This is a genomic window from Arthrobacter sp. FW306-2-2C-D06B (genome assembly GCF_021789175.1).
In the GTDB taxonomy this organism is placed as follows: domain Bacteria; phylum Actinomycetota; class Actinomycetes; order Actinomycetales; family Micrococcaceae; genus Arthrobacter.
The window spans coordinates 1,266,633-1,283,560 of sequence record NZ_CP084560.1; the positions used below are offsets into that span (position 1 = coordinate 1,266,633).

At 63.0% G+C, this 16,928-nt stretch carries 16 protein-coding genes and 1 tRNA gene; all 17 read left to right on the forward strand.

Annotated elements, in window-relative coordinates; genetic code table 11:
• Positions 1–42 precede the first annotated feature (42 nt).
• Positions 43–693 carry a DedA family protein gene (locus LFT47_RS06050; protein WP_236816182.1) on the forward strand — a complete coding sequence of 217 codons (651 nt, stop codon included), beginning with the start codon at positions 43–45 and terminating at the stop codon, positions 691–693.
• A gap of 235 nt (positions 694–928) precedes the next feature.
• Positions 929–1,633, forward strand: coding sequence for a DedA family protein (locus LFT47_RS06055; protein WP_236818403.1), 705 nt, complete (start codon positions 929–931; stop codon positions 1,631–1,633).
• 28 nt (positions 1,634–1,661) lie between these two features.
• Positions 1,662–2,816: an adenosine deaminase gene (locus tag LFT47_RS06060; RefSeq protein WP_236816184.1), complete on the forward strand. Its 1,155-nt coding sequence runs from the start codon at positions 1,662–1,664 to the stop codon at positions 2,814–2,816.
• On the forward strand, positions 2,809–3,525 hold the full coding sequence (locus tag LFT47_RS06065; RefSeq protein WP_442863439.1) for a MazG nucleotide pyrophosphohydrolase domain-containing protein: 717 nt from the start codon (positions 2,809–2,811) through the stop codon (positions 3,523–3,525). Before LFT47_RS06060 ends, LFT47_RS06065 begins: the two co-directional genes overlap by 8 nt.
• 93 nt (positions 3,526–3,618) lie before the next feature.
• Positions 3,619–4,899 carry a phosphopyruvate hydratase gene (gene eno, locus LFT47_RS06070; RefSeq protein ID WP_236816186.1) on the forward strand — a complete coding sequence of 427 codons (1,281 nt, stop codon included), beginning with the start codon at positions 3,619–3,621 and terminating at the stop codon, positions 4,897–4,899.
• Positions 4,900–5,056: 157 nt separating this feature from the next.
• Positions 5,057–5,794, forward strand: coding sequence for an FtsB family cell division protein (locus LFT47_RS06075; protein ID WP_236816188.1), 738 nt, complete (start codon positions 5,057–5,059; stop codon positions 5,792–5,794).
• A gap of 56 nt (positions 5,795–5,850) precedes the next feature.
• A complete protein-coding gene (locus LFT47_RS06080; RefSeq protein ID WP_236816190.1) occupies positions 5,851–6,567 on the forward strand; it encodes a DUF501 domain-containing protein in 717 nt (238 codons plus the stop codon).
• Positions 6,564–7,511 carry a Ppx/GppA phosphatase family protein gene (locus LFT47_RS06085; RefSeq protein WP_236816193.1) on the forward strand — a complete coding sequence of 316 codons (948 nt, stop codon included), beginning with the start codon at positions 6,564–6,566 and terminating at the stop codon, positions 7,509–7,511. The genes LFT47_RS06080 and LFT47_RS06085 overlap by 4 nt, the downstream gene beginning before the upstream one ends.
• 16 nt (positions 7,512–7,527) lie before the next feature.
• The gene (locus LFT47_RS06090) at positions 7,528–8,916 is read left to right on the forward strand and encodes a S8 family serine peptidase (RefSeq protein ID WP_236816195.1); all 1,389 of its coding nucleotides are present in this window, start codon (positions 7,528–7,530) and stop codon (positions 8,914–8,916) included.
• A 70-nt stretch (positions 8,917–8,986) separates the two neighbouring features.
• Entirely contained in the window at positions 8,987–10,432 is a 1,446-nt protein-coding gene (locus LFT47_RS06095) for an NAD(P)/FAD-dependent oxidoreductase (protein WP_236816197.1), read from the forward strand.
• Positions 10,433–10,522: 90 nt separating this feature from the next.
• Positions 10,523–11,443, forward strand: a complete 921-nt coding sequence (locus LFT47_RS06100; protein WP_236816199.1) for an N-acetyltransferase — start codon at positions 10,523–10,525, stop codon at positions 11,441–11,443.
• Positions 11,444–11,485: 42 nt separating this feature from the next.
• Positions 11,486–11,559 (forward strand) — tRNA-Leu (locus tag LFT47_RS06105).
• 241 nt (positions 11,560–11,800) lie between these two features.
• Positions 11,801–13,030: a branched-chain amino acid ABC transporter substrate-binding protein gene (locus LFT47_RS06110; protein ID WP_236816201.1), complete on the forward strand. Its 1,230-nt coding sequence runs from the start codon at positions 11,801–11,803 to the stop codon at positions 13,028–13,030.
• Positions 13,031–13,108: 78 nt separating this feature from the next.
• Complete coding sequence (locus tag LFT47_RS06115; protein WP_236816203.1) at positions 13,109–14,128, forward strand: branched-chain amino acid ABC transporter permease; 1,020 nt, start codon at positions 13,109–13,111, stop codon at positions 14,126–14,128.
• Positions 14,125–15,327: a branched-chain amino acid ABC transporter permease gene (locus tag LFT47_RS06120; RefSeq protein WP_236816205.1), complete on the forward strand. Its 1,203-nt coding sequence runs from the start codon at positions 14,125–14,127 to the stop codon at positions 15,325–15,327. Before LFT47_RS06115 ends, LFT47_RS06120 begins: the two co-directional genes overlap by 4 nt.
• Complete coding sequence (locus LFT47_RS06125) at positions 15,320–16,207, forward strand: ABC transporter ATP-binding protein (RefSeq protein ID WP_272909616.1); 888 nt, start codon at positions 15,320–15,322, stop codon at positions 16,205–16,207. Before LFT47_RS06120 ends, LFT47_RS06125 begins: the two co-directional genes overlap by 8 nt.
• Entirely contained in the window at positions 16,194–16,907 is a 714-nt protein-coding gene (locus tag LFT47_RS06130) for an ABC transporter ATP-binding protein (protein WP_236816206.1), read from the forward strand. Before LFT47_RS06125 ends, LFT47_RS06130 begins: the two co-directional genes overlap by 14 nt.
• Positions 16,908–16,928: the final 21 nt, after the last annotated feature.

Genomic DNA, 16,928 nt, shown 5'->3' on the forward strand with positions numbered 1-16,928 from the left:
ATGCCCGGGAGATAATCCCTGCGGCCATTCGTTAGGAAGACCGTGCAAGCCATCAACGACTTCATCCTCGCCGCGGCCGGGCAGCCTTGGGTCTTGCTTCTGGTTTTTGCCTGCTGCGTGATCGACGGTTTCTTCCCGCCGATTCCCAGCGAGTCGATGGTGGTGGGACTCGCTGCAGTCTCCGTGACCGCAGGGATGCCCAACACGTGGCTGCTCATCCTGGTGGGGGCCCTTGGTGCTTTCACGGGCGACAACATCGCCTACTTGATCGGCCGCAAAGTAGGTGTTCGCCGCTGGCGGTGGATGCGTTCCCAAAGGATGCAGGGTGCCTTCCGCTGGGCCGGGAGGGAACTTCGACGCCGGGCCGCGTCGCTCATCATGGTGGCCCGGTTCATCCCGATCGGCCGGGTGGCTGTCAACCTCACGGCCGGAGCAACCAACTTCCCGCACGGCATGTTTGTGGCGCTCACGGCCATGTCCGCCGTTCTGTGGGCCAGCTATTCGGTGGCCATCGGGGTGTTCTTCGGCCAATGGTTCGAGCACAACCACCTGCTCGGAGCGGTCATCGCGATCGGCGCGGCCGTCATCCTGGGAATCATCGTGGACCGGATCATCAACAAAGTCCGCGGGGCCACGCCTTCCGCCGAGGAGGACGAAGAAACCGGGGAGCCCGAAGAGGAATCCGTCGTGTAGCAGGCCTAGCCAAGGCGACGCCGTCTCCTCCCTTGGTATGAGCCCTTGGCGCCGGAAGATCCCTCCACGGGTGGATGCTTCCATTTCGACTTTCGAGCTAGCCTTAAAGTGTGTTCCACCCCGGCCGGGGCGTAGCGAACGACGCCCGGGCCGTGGGACACTGGATAGCGATCTATGTCACGCGACCGTGTGACTTTCCTTGAGGAGCAATGCCTGCGTGGAATTCATGAACCACATGCTCGAGCATGCCGCCGGGCAACCGTGGATCTACCCGGTGCTCCTGGTTTTCTTTTTCATCGACGGCTTTGCCACGATCCTTCCCAGTGAGACCGCGATCGTCGGGCTCTCGGCCCTTGCGATGCACCGGGGTGAGCCCAACCTGTGGCTCCTCGGCGCTACTGCGCTTGTCGGGGCCATGGCCGGCGACAACATGGCCTACATGCTGGGCCGCAAGATCGGCCTGGACCGCTGGAAATGGATGCGCAAGCCGAAGGTCCAGAAGATGTTTGCGTGGGCACACTACGAACTGGACAAGCGCGGAGCGGTGCTTATCTTCACAGCCCGGTACATACCCTGGGGCCGGGTAGCGGTGAACTACGTCGCGGGACAGACCGGCTTCCGCCACAAGACCTTCTTCTTCCTGGATGCCTTCGCGTGCTTCACGTGGGTAGGTTATTCGATCGGCATTGGATCCCTGGCCGGCCATTGGGTGCACAACAACCCGCTCCTCGGCGTGGGGATTGCCGTGGCATTCGCTGTAGTGCTCGGCGTCATTGTGGACCACACCTTGCGTTGGTGGCACAAGCACCTTGAAAAGAGGGACGGGGAAAAGAAGGACGGGGAAAAGAAGGACGGCGCGAAGAAGGAAGCAGCCGCAGCAGACACGGGTACCGCGGTTAACGCGGCGTCCGGCGTCGACCGCTCAAACCCTGCTGGCTAAGCTTCTTCCGTCACCCTAGAGTTGAGGGGTGACTGAGCCTATTGTTGATGCCGCCCCTGCCCTTGACTTCGACCTGAAGAGCCTGCCGAAAGTTTCCCTTCACGACCATCTGGACGGGGGACTGCGCCCGTCCACCATCATCGAGCTGGCGGAGGCCGTCGGCCATACCTTGCCTTCCACCGATCCCGTAGCTCTGGGCCAGTGGTTCCGTGAGTCCGCTGACTCCGGTTCTTTGGTCCGCTACCTCGAAACCTTTGACCACACGATTGCTGTCATGCAGACCAAGGAAGGCCTGGCGCGCGTCGCCAAGGAATTCGTCGAGGACCTGGCTGACGACGGCGTCGTGTACGGCGAGATCCGCTGGGCACCCGAACAGCACCTGCAGAAGGGCCTCACCCTGGACGAGGTTGTGGACGCCGTCCAGGAAGGGCTCGACGCCGGAGTGGACGCCGTTGAGGAGTCCGGGCGCCAAATCCAGGTGGGCCAGCTCATCACGGCGATGCGCCACGCTGACCGCGGCCAGGAAATTGCCGAGCTCGCCGTGCGCCACCGCTACAACGGAGCTGTCGGCTTCGACATCGCCGGAGCCGAAGACGGTTTCCTGCCTTCCCGCTTCAAGGACGCTTTCACCTACCTGGCCGAGCACAACTTCCCGGCTACCGTGCACGCCGGCGAAGCCGCGGGCCTGGAAAGCATCCAGTCCGCCCTTGTGGACGGCCGCGCCTTGCGCTTGGGCCACGGCGTGCGTATCGCGGAGGACATCACCGTTGAGTTCGAAGACGCCGAGGGCGAAGAGGCCGACGACGACGCCGAGGACACCGTGGGCATGGTCACCTTGGGCGAAGTGGCCGGCTGGGTCCGCGACCGCGGAATCGCCCTGGAAATCTGCCCCTCGTCCAACCTGCAGACCGGCGCAATCGCGAACTTCGGCGAAGGCATCGAGAACCACCCGCTGGACATGCTCTACCAGCTGGGCTTCAACGTCACCATCAACACGGACAACCGGCTCATGAGCGGGGTGTCGCTCACGGACGAGTTCGAGCTTCTCGTGGAGACCTTCGATTACGATCTGGACGACCTTCTCGAACTGACGCTCAACGCGGCCGAGTCGTCATTCCTGCCGCTGGACGAAAAAGAGGCGTTGGTGGAGTACATCAACGACGCCTACGCCAACCTTGGCTGAGCAGACTCCTGAAGGGGCGGTCGGGGAGCTGCTGGGGAAGATCGCCTCATTGCGCGAGCACTGTCCGTGGATGGGGGCGCTGACCCACGAATCCCTCGTGGAGTACCTGATCGAGGAAGCGTACGAGGTGGTCGACTCGATCGAGGCCGGCGCGTCCGGTTCCGATACTGCCGACGAACTCCGCGGCGAGCTGGGCGACGTGCTGCTCCAAGTAGTGCTGCACGCCCGGCTTGCCGAGGAGCAAGGACGGTTCACCTTCGACGATGTCGCGCGCGCCATCACGGAGAAGATGGTGCGGCGCAACCCGCACGTCTTCAAGCCGGACGGGTCCTTGCAGGAATCCTTCCCGGCCACGGTGGAGGAGATCGTCGAAAAGTGGGACGCCGTGAAGAAGGCCGAAAAGCCCGCGCGTTCGGATCCCTTCGAGGGATTACCACCCCATCTTCCCGCCCTCGCCTTGGCGCAAAAGTCCCTTGACCGTGCCGAGCGGGCAGAACGCGCGGGCGGCCCGGAACGGAACGGCAGTCCAGTGGCGGCGGTGGAGGTTCCCGACTCCGAAGCTGCGCTCGGGGACTTGCTGCTCGCCGTCGTCGCGGGCTCGAGGGAGAAGGGGTTCGACGCCGAACGGGCTTTGCGCGGTGCCGTCCGGCGCTACCAGGGCCGCGACGGCGAAGCCACAAAACGTGAGGGTTCCGACGCTGTTCCGTAACGTTGGCCGGTCTCGACTAGGCTAGTGGCGACGAGGACGTCGAGAATTTCCCTCAAGATTCCCAGTAAATCGCTTCACCATAAGGAGCAGTCCATGGCGCTTATCGATGCCATCCACGCCCGCGAGATCCTTGATTCCCGCGGAAACCCGACAGTAGAAGTTGAAGTTCTGCTTTCCGATGGCCAGATCGGCCGCGCGGCAGTTCCCTCCGGTGCGTCCACCGGCGAGCACGAAGCCGTTGAACTGCGCGACGGCGACAAAGGCCGTTACCTCGGCAAGGGCGTCCAGAAGGCCGTTGACGCGGTCATCGACGAAATCGCCCCGGCCCTGATCGGCTTCGACGCCACGGACCAGCGCAGCATCGACCAGGCCATGATCGACCTCGACGGCACCCCGAACAAGGGCAAGCTCGGCGCCAACGCCATCCTCGGCGTTTCCCTTGCCGTGGCCAACGCAGCCGCCGCCTCCGCCGACCTGCCCCTGTACAAGTACCTGGGTGGCCCTAACGCCCACGTCCTGCCCGTGCCGCTGATGAACATCCTCAACGGCGGCTCCCACGCCGACTCTGACGTCGACATCCAGGAATTCATGATCGCCCCGATCGGCGCCGATACCTTCTCCGAAGGCCTGCGCTGGGGCGTTGAGGTCTACCACAACCTCAAGTCGGTACTGCAGGCCAAGGGCCTCTCCACCGGCCTCGGCGACGAAGGCGGCTTCGCGCCGAACCTGCCGTCCAACCGCGCTGCTCTGGACCTGATCCAGGAAGCCATCAAGAACGCGGGCTACACGCCGGGCAAGGACATCGCCCTCGCGCTGGACGTCGCCTCCTCCGAGTTCTACAAGGACGGTGCCTACCAGTTCGAAGGCAAGGCACTCACGGCCACCGAGATGAGCGCCTACTACGCCGAACTCGTTGCCGACTACCCGTTGGTCTCCATCGAAGACCCGCTGGACGAAAACGACTGGGAAGGCTGGAAGACCCTTACCGACACCATCGGCGACAAGGTCCAGCTGGTTGGCGACGACCTCTTCGTCACCAACCCGATCCGCCTGCAGCAGGGCATCGACTCTGCCACGGCCAACTCGCTGCTCGTCAAGGTCAACCAGATCGGTTCCTTGACCGAGACCCTGGACGCCGTTTCCCTGGCCCAGCGTTCCGGTTACACCACCATCACCTCGCACCGCTCCGGCGAAACCGAGGACACCACCATTGCTGACATCGCCGTGGCCACCAACGCGGGCCAGATCAAGACCGGTGCCCCGGCGCGCTCCGAGCGCGTCGCCAAGTACAACCAGCTGCTGCGCATCGAAGAAGAACTCGACGACGCCGCTCGCTACGCCGGCCGCAGCGCTTTCCCGCGTTTCAAGGGTTAGTATCCGCTGAAACAGCTGACCGGTGGCTATGGTGGAAAGACCATAGCCACCGGTTCTGTTTAATGAAATGTGCGAGCACTTCGGCAAACCGCAGGCTCCGTGAGGCACGCAACGCGCAGCAACCCGCCAGGCAAGCACCAGGCATTACAGGAGTGTCATGGCCACCCGCCGCCCCAAGGTCCCCCGGGCAGATGCCCTCGGCCGCTCGCCCCAAAAAAATGCCGACGGCGGCCATGTCATCCGTGCCGACTTCGGCGAATCCCGCAAGGCAAGCGCTGCCCAGCGAGAGAACCCGGTTAACGCCGGGTCCAGGACGTCGTCCAACGTCAAAGACGAAGGCGGCTCGCAAAGCAAGGCCCAGCCCGGATCCAAGGCTGGTTCTGCGGCGAAACCGGGACGTTCGCTTCCGGGCAGAACGGAAAGCACCCCGGTTGTCGGCAAGGCATCGAACAAAACGTCCGGTGCCGGCTCCACCCACACCGACAAGGAGCACAGCGCGCGCCCCGTGCCCGCGAAGGCGTTCTCCGGCCGGATGCTTGCCCTCGCCGTGGTGATGATCGCGATCACCATCATGCTCGCGCCCACAGTCAAGATCTGGTTGGAGAAAAAGGCGGAAATCTCCAGCTTGGAAGCCGATATTGCCGCCAAACAAGCCGAGCAGGCGAGCCTCCAGAAGCAGATCACGCGGTGGCAGGATCCCAACTATGTGAAACAACAAGCCCGGGATCGCATTAACATGGTTATGCCGGGTGAAGCAGGCTACTGGGTGTTTGGTGGAGACGTTCCCGCCGGGACGCCGGGCGGAAGCACCAGCTCGGGAGCTTCCGGAAGCCCGTCCAATCTGCCGTGGGTGGATGGCCTGTGGGAATCCATCAGGCGCTCGGCAACAGACTAGACGCGGTGCCCGCCGCCGTCACGCCCTGATGGGCGCGGCCAAACAGGGCAGGAAGGATGGCAGCGCCAGTGGAAGACAACTCGGCACCTGCATCGCAGGAGTCCCGCAAGCCATCAGCACACGATCTTGAAATCCTCAGCCGCCAGCTCGGACGGCCGGTGCGCGACGTGGTCGAAATCCCGGCCCGCTGCGTGTGCGGCAACCCGCTGGTCGCCGCGACGGCTCCGCGCCTGAGCAACGGAACCCCTTTTCCCACGACGTTCTACTTGACGCACCCGGTCATCACCGCCGCCGTGTCGCGGCTCGAAGCCGGCGGACTCATGAATGAGATGAACGAACGTCTCACCGCTGACGAGCCTTTGGCGGCGGCCTACAGGAGCGCCCACGAAGCCTATCTCCAGGCACGTGACGAGATTGCCGGACGTGCCGGCACCGGCGACGTTCCAGAAATCGCCGGCGTCTCGGCCGGCGGCATGCCCACCCGCGTCAAGTGCCTGCACGTGCTGGTCGGACACTCCCTGGCCGCCGGTCCCGGCGTCAATCCGCTCGGCGACGAGGCCATCGGGGCGATCAGCGAATGGTGGACCGTGGACCGCTGCTATTGCGACGGCGCGTGGGACAGTGCGGGCGAGGCTCCGTCCCAGGACCTCAGCCGCCATGGACCGCAGGGCCTGCCGGACATCGTGGGCCGTCCTGCCCCGATCCGCAAATCCAAGTTCTCCCACGCAACAGAGCCATCAGGGGAACCAGCCGCAGGGGAGCTCAACGTATGAACCGGGTAGCTGCCATCGATTGCGGCACCAATTCGATCCGGCTCCTGATCGCGGATGCAAACGGCGCGGACGCAGGCTTTCCGTTGCGGGACGTTGTCCGCGAGATGCGCGTGGTGCGCCTCGGCCAAGGGGTTGACGCCACCGGCGAACTTGCCCCCGAGGCACTCGAACGAACCTTTGCGGCAACAGCCGACTATGCCGAACTGATCCGCCGTCATGGCGCCGGGGGTGTCCGTTTCGTGGCGACCTCTGCCAGCCGGGACGCCCGTAACCGGGACGTCTTTGTTGACGGGATCCGGGAACTGCTGGGCGTCGAACCCGAGGTCATCTCCGGTGACGAAGAAGCGGCCCTGTCCTTCGCCGGCGCGAGCAGCGTGCTGCCTTCGCGCGGCAAGGACCCGGTGCTTGTGGTGGATCTTGGCGGCGGAAGCACCGAGTTCGTCCTCGGAGACTCCGACGGCGTCATTGCCGCCAAATCCGTCGACATCGGCTGCGTACGGCTGACCGAGCGGCACCTCCGCAGCGACCCTCCGACGCCGGAGCAGATCGCCGCCGCGGAAGCCGACGTCGACGCAGCCATGGACCTCGTGGCTCGCACGGTCCCGCTGGGCCGGGCCACCGCCGTCGTGGGTGTTGCCGGTACCGTCACCACCATCACGGCGCACGCCTTGGGCCTAAGCGAGTACGATCCCGCACTCATCCACGGTGCCAGCCTGGACCTCGCGACCATCACCGACGCAGCTACGAGCCTGCTGGAAATGAGCCGCGAGGAACGTGCCCGGCTGCCCTACATGCACCCCGGACGCGTTGACGTCATCGGTGCCGGAGCCCTCGTGTGGCGCCGTATCCTCCAGCGCCTGGCAGAGCTCGGAGAGGGTTCCATCACTGCTGCCATCTCCAGCGAGCACGACATCCTCGACGGCATCGCGCTGAGTGTTCGTTGAGCATGGGTATTCGCTGATGACGTTGCCACACGGCTGGCGCCGCCGGACAGCATCGGCCGCGCTGGCCGCCATGCTGGCCGGTGGAAGCCTCGCAGGTGCCATGCTCACCGCCCCCTCGGCGTTCGCCGACTCTTGGCGGGACAAGGAATACTGGCTCAACGAATACGGCATCTCCGCAGCCTGGCAGGTATCAAAGGGCGCCGGGGTGAAAGTGGCCATCATCGACAGCGGGGTGGACGGGCAACACCCGGACCTCAAGGGCGCTGTGGTCGGCGGAACCGATGCTTCGGGTGCGGGAGATCCGAACGGACAGAAGAGCATCGGGGCCAAACCCGAGCACGGGACCCTCGTCGCTACGCTCCTCGCAGGGCGTGGACACGCTTCGGCCAGCCCATCGGCTTCTCCGTCATCGTCGTCGCCTCCTTCGTCCGGTTCCAGTGTCGGCACGGACGGAATCGTCGGCGTCGCGCCCGAGGCCGAGATCCTCTCCGTTTCCGCCTGGCTCGGGTCGCCGAATCCCGCGGGGAAGACGGACCAGGAACAGATTCCCGAAGCTGTCCGCTGGGCAGTGGACAACGGCGCCAAGGTCATCAATATTTCCCTCGGCAGCACCTCGCCTGATTGGCCCCAGAGCTGGGATGCGGCGTTCCTCTATGCCGAACAAAAGGACGTGGTGATTGTGGCCGCAGCGGGAAACCGGATCGGTGGAAACGTCCAGGTCGGCGCGCCGGCGACGATTCCGGGCGTACTGACCGTGGCAGGACTCGACCGGAACCGCACGGCCAGCGTCGACGCTTCTTCGCAGGGAATCAGCATCGGCGTCTCGGCGCCCGCGGAAAAGCTGGTGGGCGGCGTGCCTGGGGGTAGCTATGAAGACTGGGCCGGCACGTCCGGCTCCGCGCCGATTGTCTCCGGGGTCGCGGCGCTTATCCGCTCGAAATGGCCGGATATGAGCGCCAAGCAGGTCATCAACAGAATTGTGTCGACGGCCGAGGATGCAGGGGCGCCCGGCAAGGACCCCATCTACGGGTACGGCATCCTCAACGCCGAGGCGGCGCTGAAAGCCGATGTTCCCGAGGTGGCGAGCAATCCGGTGGGATCCATTGCGGACTGGATCCGGGTGCATCGGCGCGGAGACCTCAGCACCCCTACGCCTCCGTCAACGTCGAAACCGAGCATCCCCGCAGCCACCTTGGCGGATCCCACGGTTCCTGCGGCAAAGGCGCCCTCGCAATCCGATACTGCGGTTCCGGCCGCTGTGGTCATCGGCTTCGGTTCGCTTTTCGTGGCGATCGTTGCGGGCGCCACGGTCCAGTTGAGGCGCTCCTACCGGGCCTCGCCGGAACTGCCCGAGGAACCCGCGACCGGCGTGGTGGACGTCGTGGATCCGAGCGGCCCGAAATAGCCCTGGCGCTAGCGTGTAGCTTCGCGAAATAGTTAGTGAAGATTTTCACAAGGTGCTGTACTCTATTCTTATGGCAACCACCCCTGAGCTCATTGACCGTCCCCGTGTTCTCGTTGTCGGCGGCGGATACGTCGGCCTGTACGTAGCACTCAAGCTGCAGAAGAAGATCGCGAATGCCGGCGGCATCGTCACTGTCGTTGATCCCCTTCCCTACATGACCTACCAGCCCTTCCTCCCCGAAGTGGCCGGCGGCAACATCGAGGCACGCCACGCCGTCGTCTCGCACCGCCAGCACCTCAAGCAGACGGAACTCATCCAGGGCCGCGTCACCAGCATCGACCACCAGAACCGCACCGCTGTTGTTGCTCCGGCCGACGGCGGAGAGCCTTTCGAGATCCCTTACTTCGACGTCGTGGTTGCCGCCGGTGCCATTACCCGCACCTTCCCCATCAAGGGCCTCGCTGACGAAGGCATTGGCCTTAAGACCATCGAAGAAGCGGTCGCACTCCGAAACAAGGTCCTTGAGCGCATCGAGCTCGCCTCCACCATGACGGACGCCGCCGAGCGCGCCAAGGCCCTGACCTTCGTGGTCGTGGGTGGCGGTTTCGCCGGTATTGAGTGCATCACCGAGATGGAAGACCTCGCCCGCGCTGCAGTCAAGAACAACTCGCGTGTCCGCCAGGAAGAAGTCCGCTTCGTTCTCGTCGAGGCCATGGGCCGCATCATGCCCGAGGTCACCGCGGCCCAGGCCGAGTGGGTTGTTGAACACCTGCGCAGCCGCGGCATCGAGGTCCTGCTCAACACGTCCCTCGACAACGCCGAGGGCAGCCTGAAGCTCATCAACCTGCCGGACAAGACCCCTGCCCAGGAGTTCGAAGCCGACACCCTCGTGTGGACAGCAGGCGTGCAGGCCAACCCGATGATCCGTTCCACCGACTTCCCGCTCGAGCCGCGCGGACGTGTCCGTGTCCTCCCGGACCTGCGCATTGCGGGCGACGAAGGCATCATCGACAACGCCTGGGCGGCCGGCGATATCGCTGCCGTTCCCGACCTCACGGGCAGCGGACTGCCGGACGGCACCTGCGTTCCGAACGCCCAGCACGCCCTGCGCCAGGCCAAGCGCCTCGCGAAGAACCTGTGGGCCTCCCGTTGGGACAAGCCCATGGGCGACTACAAGCACAAGAACCTTGGCGCAGTTGCCGGCTTCGGTGAGTGGAAGGGCGTTGCCAACATCAACATCCTGGGCCGCATCGGCCTCAAGGGTGGACTCGCCTGGCTGGCCCACCGCGGCTACCACGGCCTGGCCATCCCCACCGGTGAGCGCAAGGTCCGCGTGATCTTCAACTGGCTCCTGGGCATGACCATGGGCCGCGACACCACGCAGCTGCTGGACCTCGACAACCCGCGGGGAGCCTTCGTGGCCGCTGCCACCCCGGCTCCCAAGCCGGCCGCCGCACCCGCGCCGGCTGCCGGGCCTGCTGAAGCCAAGGCTCCGGTGACGGCTGACGCCAAGTAGCGAACCCCAAGTAGTACCGACGACGGCGGCCGTCTCCCACGCGGGAGGCGGCCGCCGTCGTCGGTTAACGACGGGTCCTAGACTTGCAGCATGGCTGGCGAAAGCGATCTGACGACCCTCCTGACATCCATGCACCCCGTGCTTCGAGACGGTGACTACGTGTACGCGTTGTGGCCGCACGGTAAACAGCTTGAGGGCCATATCGAGGCCGCCGTCCGCGAAGCGGAGGGCCTCACGGTGGTGCTGCGCCGGGAGGAAGCCGGGCGCCTGGGATTGTCCTACGATTTCGTCGCGGCGTGGATCACCCTTCAAATCCACTCCGCGCTGGAAGCTGTGGGGCTCACCGCGGCCGTCAGCTCTGCCCTCACGGCAGCCGATATCAGCTGCAACGTCCTTGCCGGGTTCCACCACGACCACCTGTTGGTGCCATCCGCCGAACGCGGGCACGCCATGGAAGTGCTCGAACTCCTGGCCAAAGGTGTGGTGCTGCGAACGGAGCGGCAGTCGGACCGCGAGTCCGTGCTTGCGCTCACCGCTGCCGCCTTTTCCACCAGCCCGGTCACCGGGCTGCCCGTCGAAGGAGTCCCGCCCGAAGTGACGCTGTTGCGTGAACTCTTCGACTGCGATGAGTACTTGCCGCAGTTCAGCATCGTGGCCGAGATTGCCGGTGAGATCGTAGGCCACGTCATCAGTACCCGCGGCCGGATCGGGGAGCTCCGGCTTTTGGGGCTGGGCCCGATCAGCGTCCAGCCGCACCTGCAGCGTCGCGGCATCGGATCTGCGCTTTTGCGCGAAACCGTCCGACGGGCCGACGACGCGGCCGAACCGGGCATCGCGCTGCTGGGCAGCACCGGGTACTATCCGCGCTTCGGATTTCTACCCGCCCGCACGCTGGGCGTGATGGCCCCCGACGCCGGGTGGGGAGACCATTTCCAGCTGTTGCCCCTCAAAGCATGGCCCGACGGCGTCAGCGGAACCTTTCGTTATGCCGCGCCATTCCGAGGACTCTAGGAGGCAAAGGAGGGGAGTGCGCTGGGTTACCATTATCCGGGCGCCCCAGTAGCCCAATTGGCAGAGGCAGCGGACTTAAAATCCGCGTGTTGTGGGTTCGAGTCCCACCTGGGGCACGCATGTGAAATGCTAACCGTGCCGCCCCCCGTGTTGCGCCAGGCTGTGCCGTGACAGGAATTTAACCCCGCGTTCATGCAAAGGACCGTCCATGCCGGGCGGTGATCCACCGTTATTAGATCCTGACCTGCATATATGTGTTCCACGACACATATTTGGTAGTACTCTCATGGAACATGTTCGAAGTGAAAGTGACTTCGGGCGAATGACCACGAATCAGACGCACCGCGGAGGCTATTTATGTACAGGAAGAAAGTCATTTCGGCGATTGCAGCAGCAGCCACCCTTGGCATGCTCGTGGCGGGCTGTGCGAATCAGACTGCCCCTAGCGGCACCGAAACCTCGGGTGGCGGCGGCAGGATCAACATCCCTGCGATTTCCAAAGTCGACGTTCCTGCCGGAGCTGTTTTGCCAGCAGGCGATGGCAAAGCAAAATGCCCGTCAACCACCACCCTTGCCTATGCCGGTGCAGAGACAGGACCCAACGCCCAGCTGGGTATCAACATCTTCAACGGCATCCAGCTTGCCATCAACCAGCACAACACCGCGAACCCCGGCTGCCAGGTCCAGTTCAAGAAATTCGATACTGAAGGCGACCCGAACAAGGCCACGGGCCCGGTCACGCAGATCGTGTCCGAGTCGGACATCATCGGAGTGGTGGGCTTGCCCTTCTCGGGAGAATCCAAGGCCACCGGCAACATCTTCGAGCAGAAGGGCTTGGTGCACATCACGCCCTCCGCAACCAACCCGAGCCTGACGAAGAACGGCTGGACCACCTTCTTCCGCGCCCTCGGCAATGACGCCGTCCAGGGTCCGGCTGCGGCGAAGTTCCTCACGGACAAGCTGCAGGCAAAGAAGGTCTACCTCGTCCAGGACGATTCTGACTACGGCATCGGTTTGGGAACCACAACGTCCGCGGCCCTTGGCTCGGCGATGGTGGGGTCCGACAAGGTTGTCACAGGCCAGAAGGACTTCTCGGCCGTGATTTCCAAGATCATGAACGCCAAGGCAGACACCGTCTACTACGCCGGCTACTACGCCGAAGGCGCTCCCTTCGACCAGCAGCTGGTTGGAAAGGGATTCACCGGCTCCTTCGTGGGTCCGGATGGCGTGAAGGATGACCAGTTCATCAAGCAGGCCGGCGACGCGTCGTCGAACTCGTACTTCACCTGCCCGTGCATCCCCGGCGAGCTGATCCCGAGCTTCGAGTCCGAGTACAAGAAGCTTGCCAACGCTGAGCCCGGAACCTACTCCATTGAAGGTTACGACGCAGCCACGGTCCTGCTCTCCGGTATCGACAAGGGCAAGCAGTCCCGCGCGGACCTTCTTTCCTGGGTCAAGTCCTACGATGCGGACGGCCTGTCGAAGCACTACAAGTGGGATGCAACCGGCGAACTGGCAACGCCTGATGTTTACGGCTACAAAGTTGAGAACGGCAAGATCGTTCCCATCGGCGTCATCGGAAAATAACACCGAGCCCAGATGAATGCTGGGGGTTAGCATCCATGCCGACCCCCAGCATTTCTTTTGATTACATCAGGAAGTGCCATGATCAGTGAAGTAATTCCCAACCTGCTCCACTCGGTTCCCGTGGACGACACGTGGATCACGTTCGACGTAAACTCGTTCACCCAAAACTTCTGGAGTTCAACCTTTGACGGGTTGACCTTCGGGGCAATTTACGCATTGGTTGCCCTCGGTTACACCCTCGTCTACGGTGTTCTCAACCTCATCAACTTTGCCCACTCAGAAGTGTTCATCACGGGCTGTTATGGCGTGTTCTTCACCCTCAGCGCCCTTAATTTCGGCCCCTCAGCTCCGAGGCTGGGTTTTTGGGCCATCGTGGGAAACCTTGTCCTCGCCCTCGTCGTCGCCATTATCGCCTCAGCCTTGATGGCCGTGATCGTGGAGCGCGTGGCTTATAAACCTTTGCGGCAGCGCAAGGCGCCCCGCCTGGCATTCTTGATTACCGCCATCGGTGTTTCCTTCGCCATTCAGTACACCATCTACTGGTGGCGCGGACCGAGCCCTGAGGCTGCGCTGACGATGTTCCGGCCGCTCGCAATTTTCGACGTCTTCGGGACCATCATCGATTCGCAGCAGGTGGTTATTGTCGTGGCTGCGATTATCCTCATGATCGCCACTGATCAGTTCATTAGGCGATCCCGCACCGGCCGAGGCATCCGTGCCGTGGCGCAGGACCCGGATACCGCAACCTTGATGGGTGTCAACAAGGAAAAGATCATTGTGACCACCTTCATCATCGGCGGGATCCTGGCCGGAGCAGCTGCCTTGTTCTACGTCATGAAAATCCCGTCCGGCGTGCAATACAACGGCGGATTCATCCTCGGCGTCAAAGCCTTCGCGGCCGCTGTGCTCGGAGGCATCGGCAATGTGCGCGGTGCTTTGCTGGGCGGCCTGCTGATCGGTTTGATTGGCAACTACGGCCAGGTGCTCCTGGGCAGTTCCCAATGGACGGACGTCGTCGCGTTCGTGGTCCTGGTGTTGGTATTGATCGTGCGACCCGAAGGTGTCTTGGGTAGCTCGCTAGGAAAGAGTAAGGCATGAGCACAACAGACGGCCCCACGCTTATTCCCGATGATGCGTCGGCACAGGAGATCGCCGACCGCGAAGCCAAGATGCGGCAGCGCAAGGGCTGGTTCCCGGGACTGAGCGACAAATGGAATGCGCTCCCGCGCCAAACCCAATGGCTGATCCTGATCGTCGTCGTTGTGATTGCGTACCTGCTTCCCATCCTCAACCCGCCGCTGATCACGACGGAACCGGGCAACAATTGGCAAATTGCACTCGCGCAAATGTCCGTCTATGCCCTGGTGGCAGTTGGCTTGAACGTGGTGGTCGGCTATGCGGGCCTCCTCGACCTGGGCTACGTGGCATTCTTTGCCCTGGGTTCCTACACCGCAGCAATGTTTACGAGCCCGGATTCGCCATATGTGCACATTCCCTACTTGTGGACGCTGCCACTGGCGATGGCGGTTGCCATGTTCTTCGGCGTGGTCCTGGGTGTGCCTACTCTGCGACTGCGCGGAGACTACCTGGCTATCGTCACGCTCGGCTTCGGTGAGATCGTGCGCATCCTGGCGACCATCATTCCGGCGATGAAAGGCCAGGTTGGTTTCCAGAATGTCGGCCACCCTCCGGGCACGGATTCAAGTGGCCAACCAATCTTCCTGAACTCAAGCGGAACTCCGTGGTACTGGTTGACGCTGACCATCATCATTGTGGTGCTCCTGGCCGCCGGAAACCTGGAGCGCAGCCGCGTGGGACGCGCGTGGATTGCCATCCGCGAAGATGAAGACGCAGCGGAAATCATGGGCGTCCCCACGTTCAAGTACAAGGTGTGGGCTTTCGCGATTGGTGCTTCCGTGGGCGGACTCTCGGGTGCTTTGTTCGCCGGCCAGGTGGGTTTTGTGAACAACCAGAAATTCGATATCGCCACCTCGATCCTGTTCGTTGCCGCTGTTGTCATGGGCGGCACGGGAAACAAGGTTGGTGCGATTCTTGGCGGTGCCTTGGTGGCATATATTCCGCTGCGCTTTACCGCGATTGCGGAGTTCAAGTATCTGATCTTTGGTGCGGCGCTGGTGGTCATCATGATTTTCCGTCCCGGCGGTCTCCTGCCGGCACGCCAGAGCCTCCTCGCGTACGGACGCTTGGCTTACAACAAGCTCAAGGGCGCCGCAGGCGACATCCCTGCTTCGGGCAAAGTCGTCTTGGAACAGGGAAAGGGGGCTGACAATGAGTGAAGCAATTGAACCGGATATCGATGTGGAAGCACTCAAGGAACAAGGTGTGGACCTCGAGGTCGCCGAGAAGGTGGCACCGGAAAGGGAAATTGCCACCAAGGTGGGCGAAGCCTTGGTCCAGGTCCAGAACCTGACGATCAAGTTCGGTGGCCTGACGGCCTTGGACAATGTAACTTTCGATATCAACCGAGGCGAAATCCTCGGCTTGATCGGTCCCAACGGTGCAGGCAAAACCACGTGTTTCAATGCCATGACAGGCGTGTACAAACCCACTTCGGGAAAGGTCTTGCTCGAAGGCCAGTTGCTCAACGGACTGCCGCAGCACAGGATCACCAGGCGGGGCTTGGCCCGCACCTTCCAGAACATCCGCCTCTTTGGTGAGATGACAGCCTTGGAAAACGTGGTTGTCGGTCTCGATGCACGCCACCGCACGAGTGTGGGCGGTGCGCTCCTGCGCCTGCCCACCCATGTCCGGGAAGAGAAAACCGCCATTGAGCGCGGCATGGCATTGCTTGAATTCGTTGGCATTGCCGATCATGCCCACTTCTTGTCGCGGCACCTTCCTTATGGGTACCAGCGCCGCCTCGAAATCGCGCGGGCACTGGCCACCGATCCTAAGGTCCTGTGCCTGGACGAGCCTGCGGCCGGGTTCAACCCTGCGGAAAAAGAAGAACTCATGGCGTTGATCAGGACCATTCGTGATGATGGCTACACGGTCCTGCTCATTGAGCACGACATGAAGTTGGTCATGGGCGTGACCGACCGGATCGTGGTCCTTGAGTTCGGGAAAAAGATTGCGGATGCGTTGCCCAAGATCATTCGCGATGACCCGAAAGTTATTTCCGCCTATCTCGGGGAGCCTGAAGATGACCTTGCTTGAGCTGAAGAACATATCCGTCCACTACGGCCGGATCCAAGCCATTTCGGACATGTCGTTCAGCGTGGACGAGGGCGAGATCGTCTCGCTCATCGGCGCCAATGGTGCCGGCAAAACCACCACCATGAGGACCATCTCCGGATTGCTGTCTCCCTCGGCCGGCTCCATCACCTTCGAGGGCCAGGACATCACCAGGATGAAAGCGCACATCAGGGTCGTCCAGGGCATTTCGCAAGCGCCTGAGGGCCGCGGAATCTTCCCTGGCATGACGGTGGAGGAGAACCTTGACATGGGCTCCTACGGCCGCAAGGACCGGACCAAGGTGTCAGACGATTTGGAGCGCGTCTTCGACCTGTTTCCGCGGTTGAAGGAGCGCATCAAGCAGTTGGGCGGCACCATGAGCGGCGGTGAACAACAGATGCTCGCGATTGGCCGGGCCCTGATGTCCAACCCTAAGCTGTTGCTCCTGGACGAACCTTCCATGGGGCTTGCTCCGCAGTTCATCCGCCAGATCTTCAAGATTGTCACCGAGATCAACAAGCAAGGCACCACGGTGCTTCTGGTGGAGCAAAACGCCAACCAGGCCCTCGCCCGTGCACACCGTGCCTTTGTCCTGGAAACCGGGTCGATTACGCACAGGGGCACCGGCAAGGAGCTGCTCGCCAACCCGGCGGTCAAGGAAGCGTACCTCGGCGTCGGATAGCCGCATGTGCCGGCACCCTTT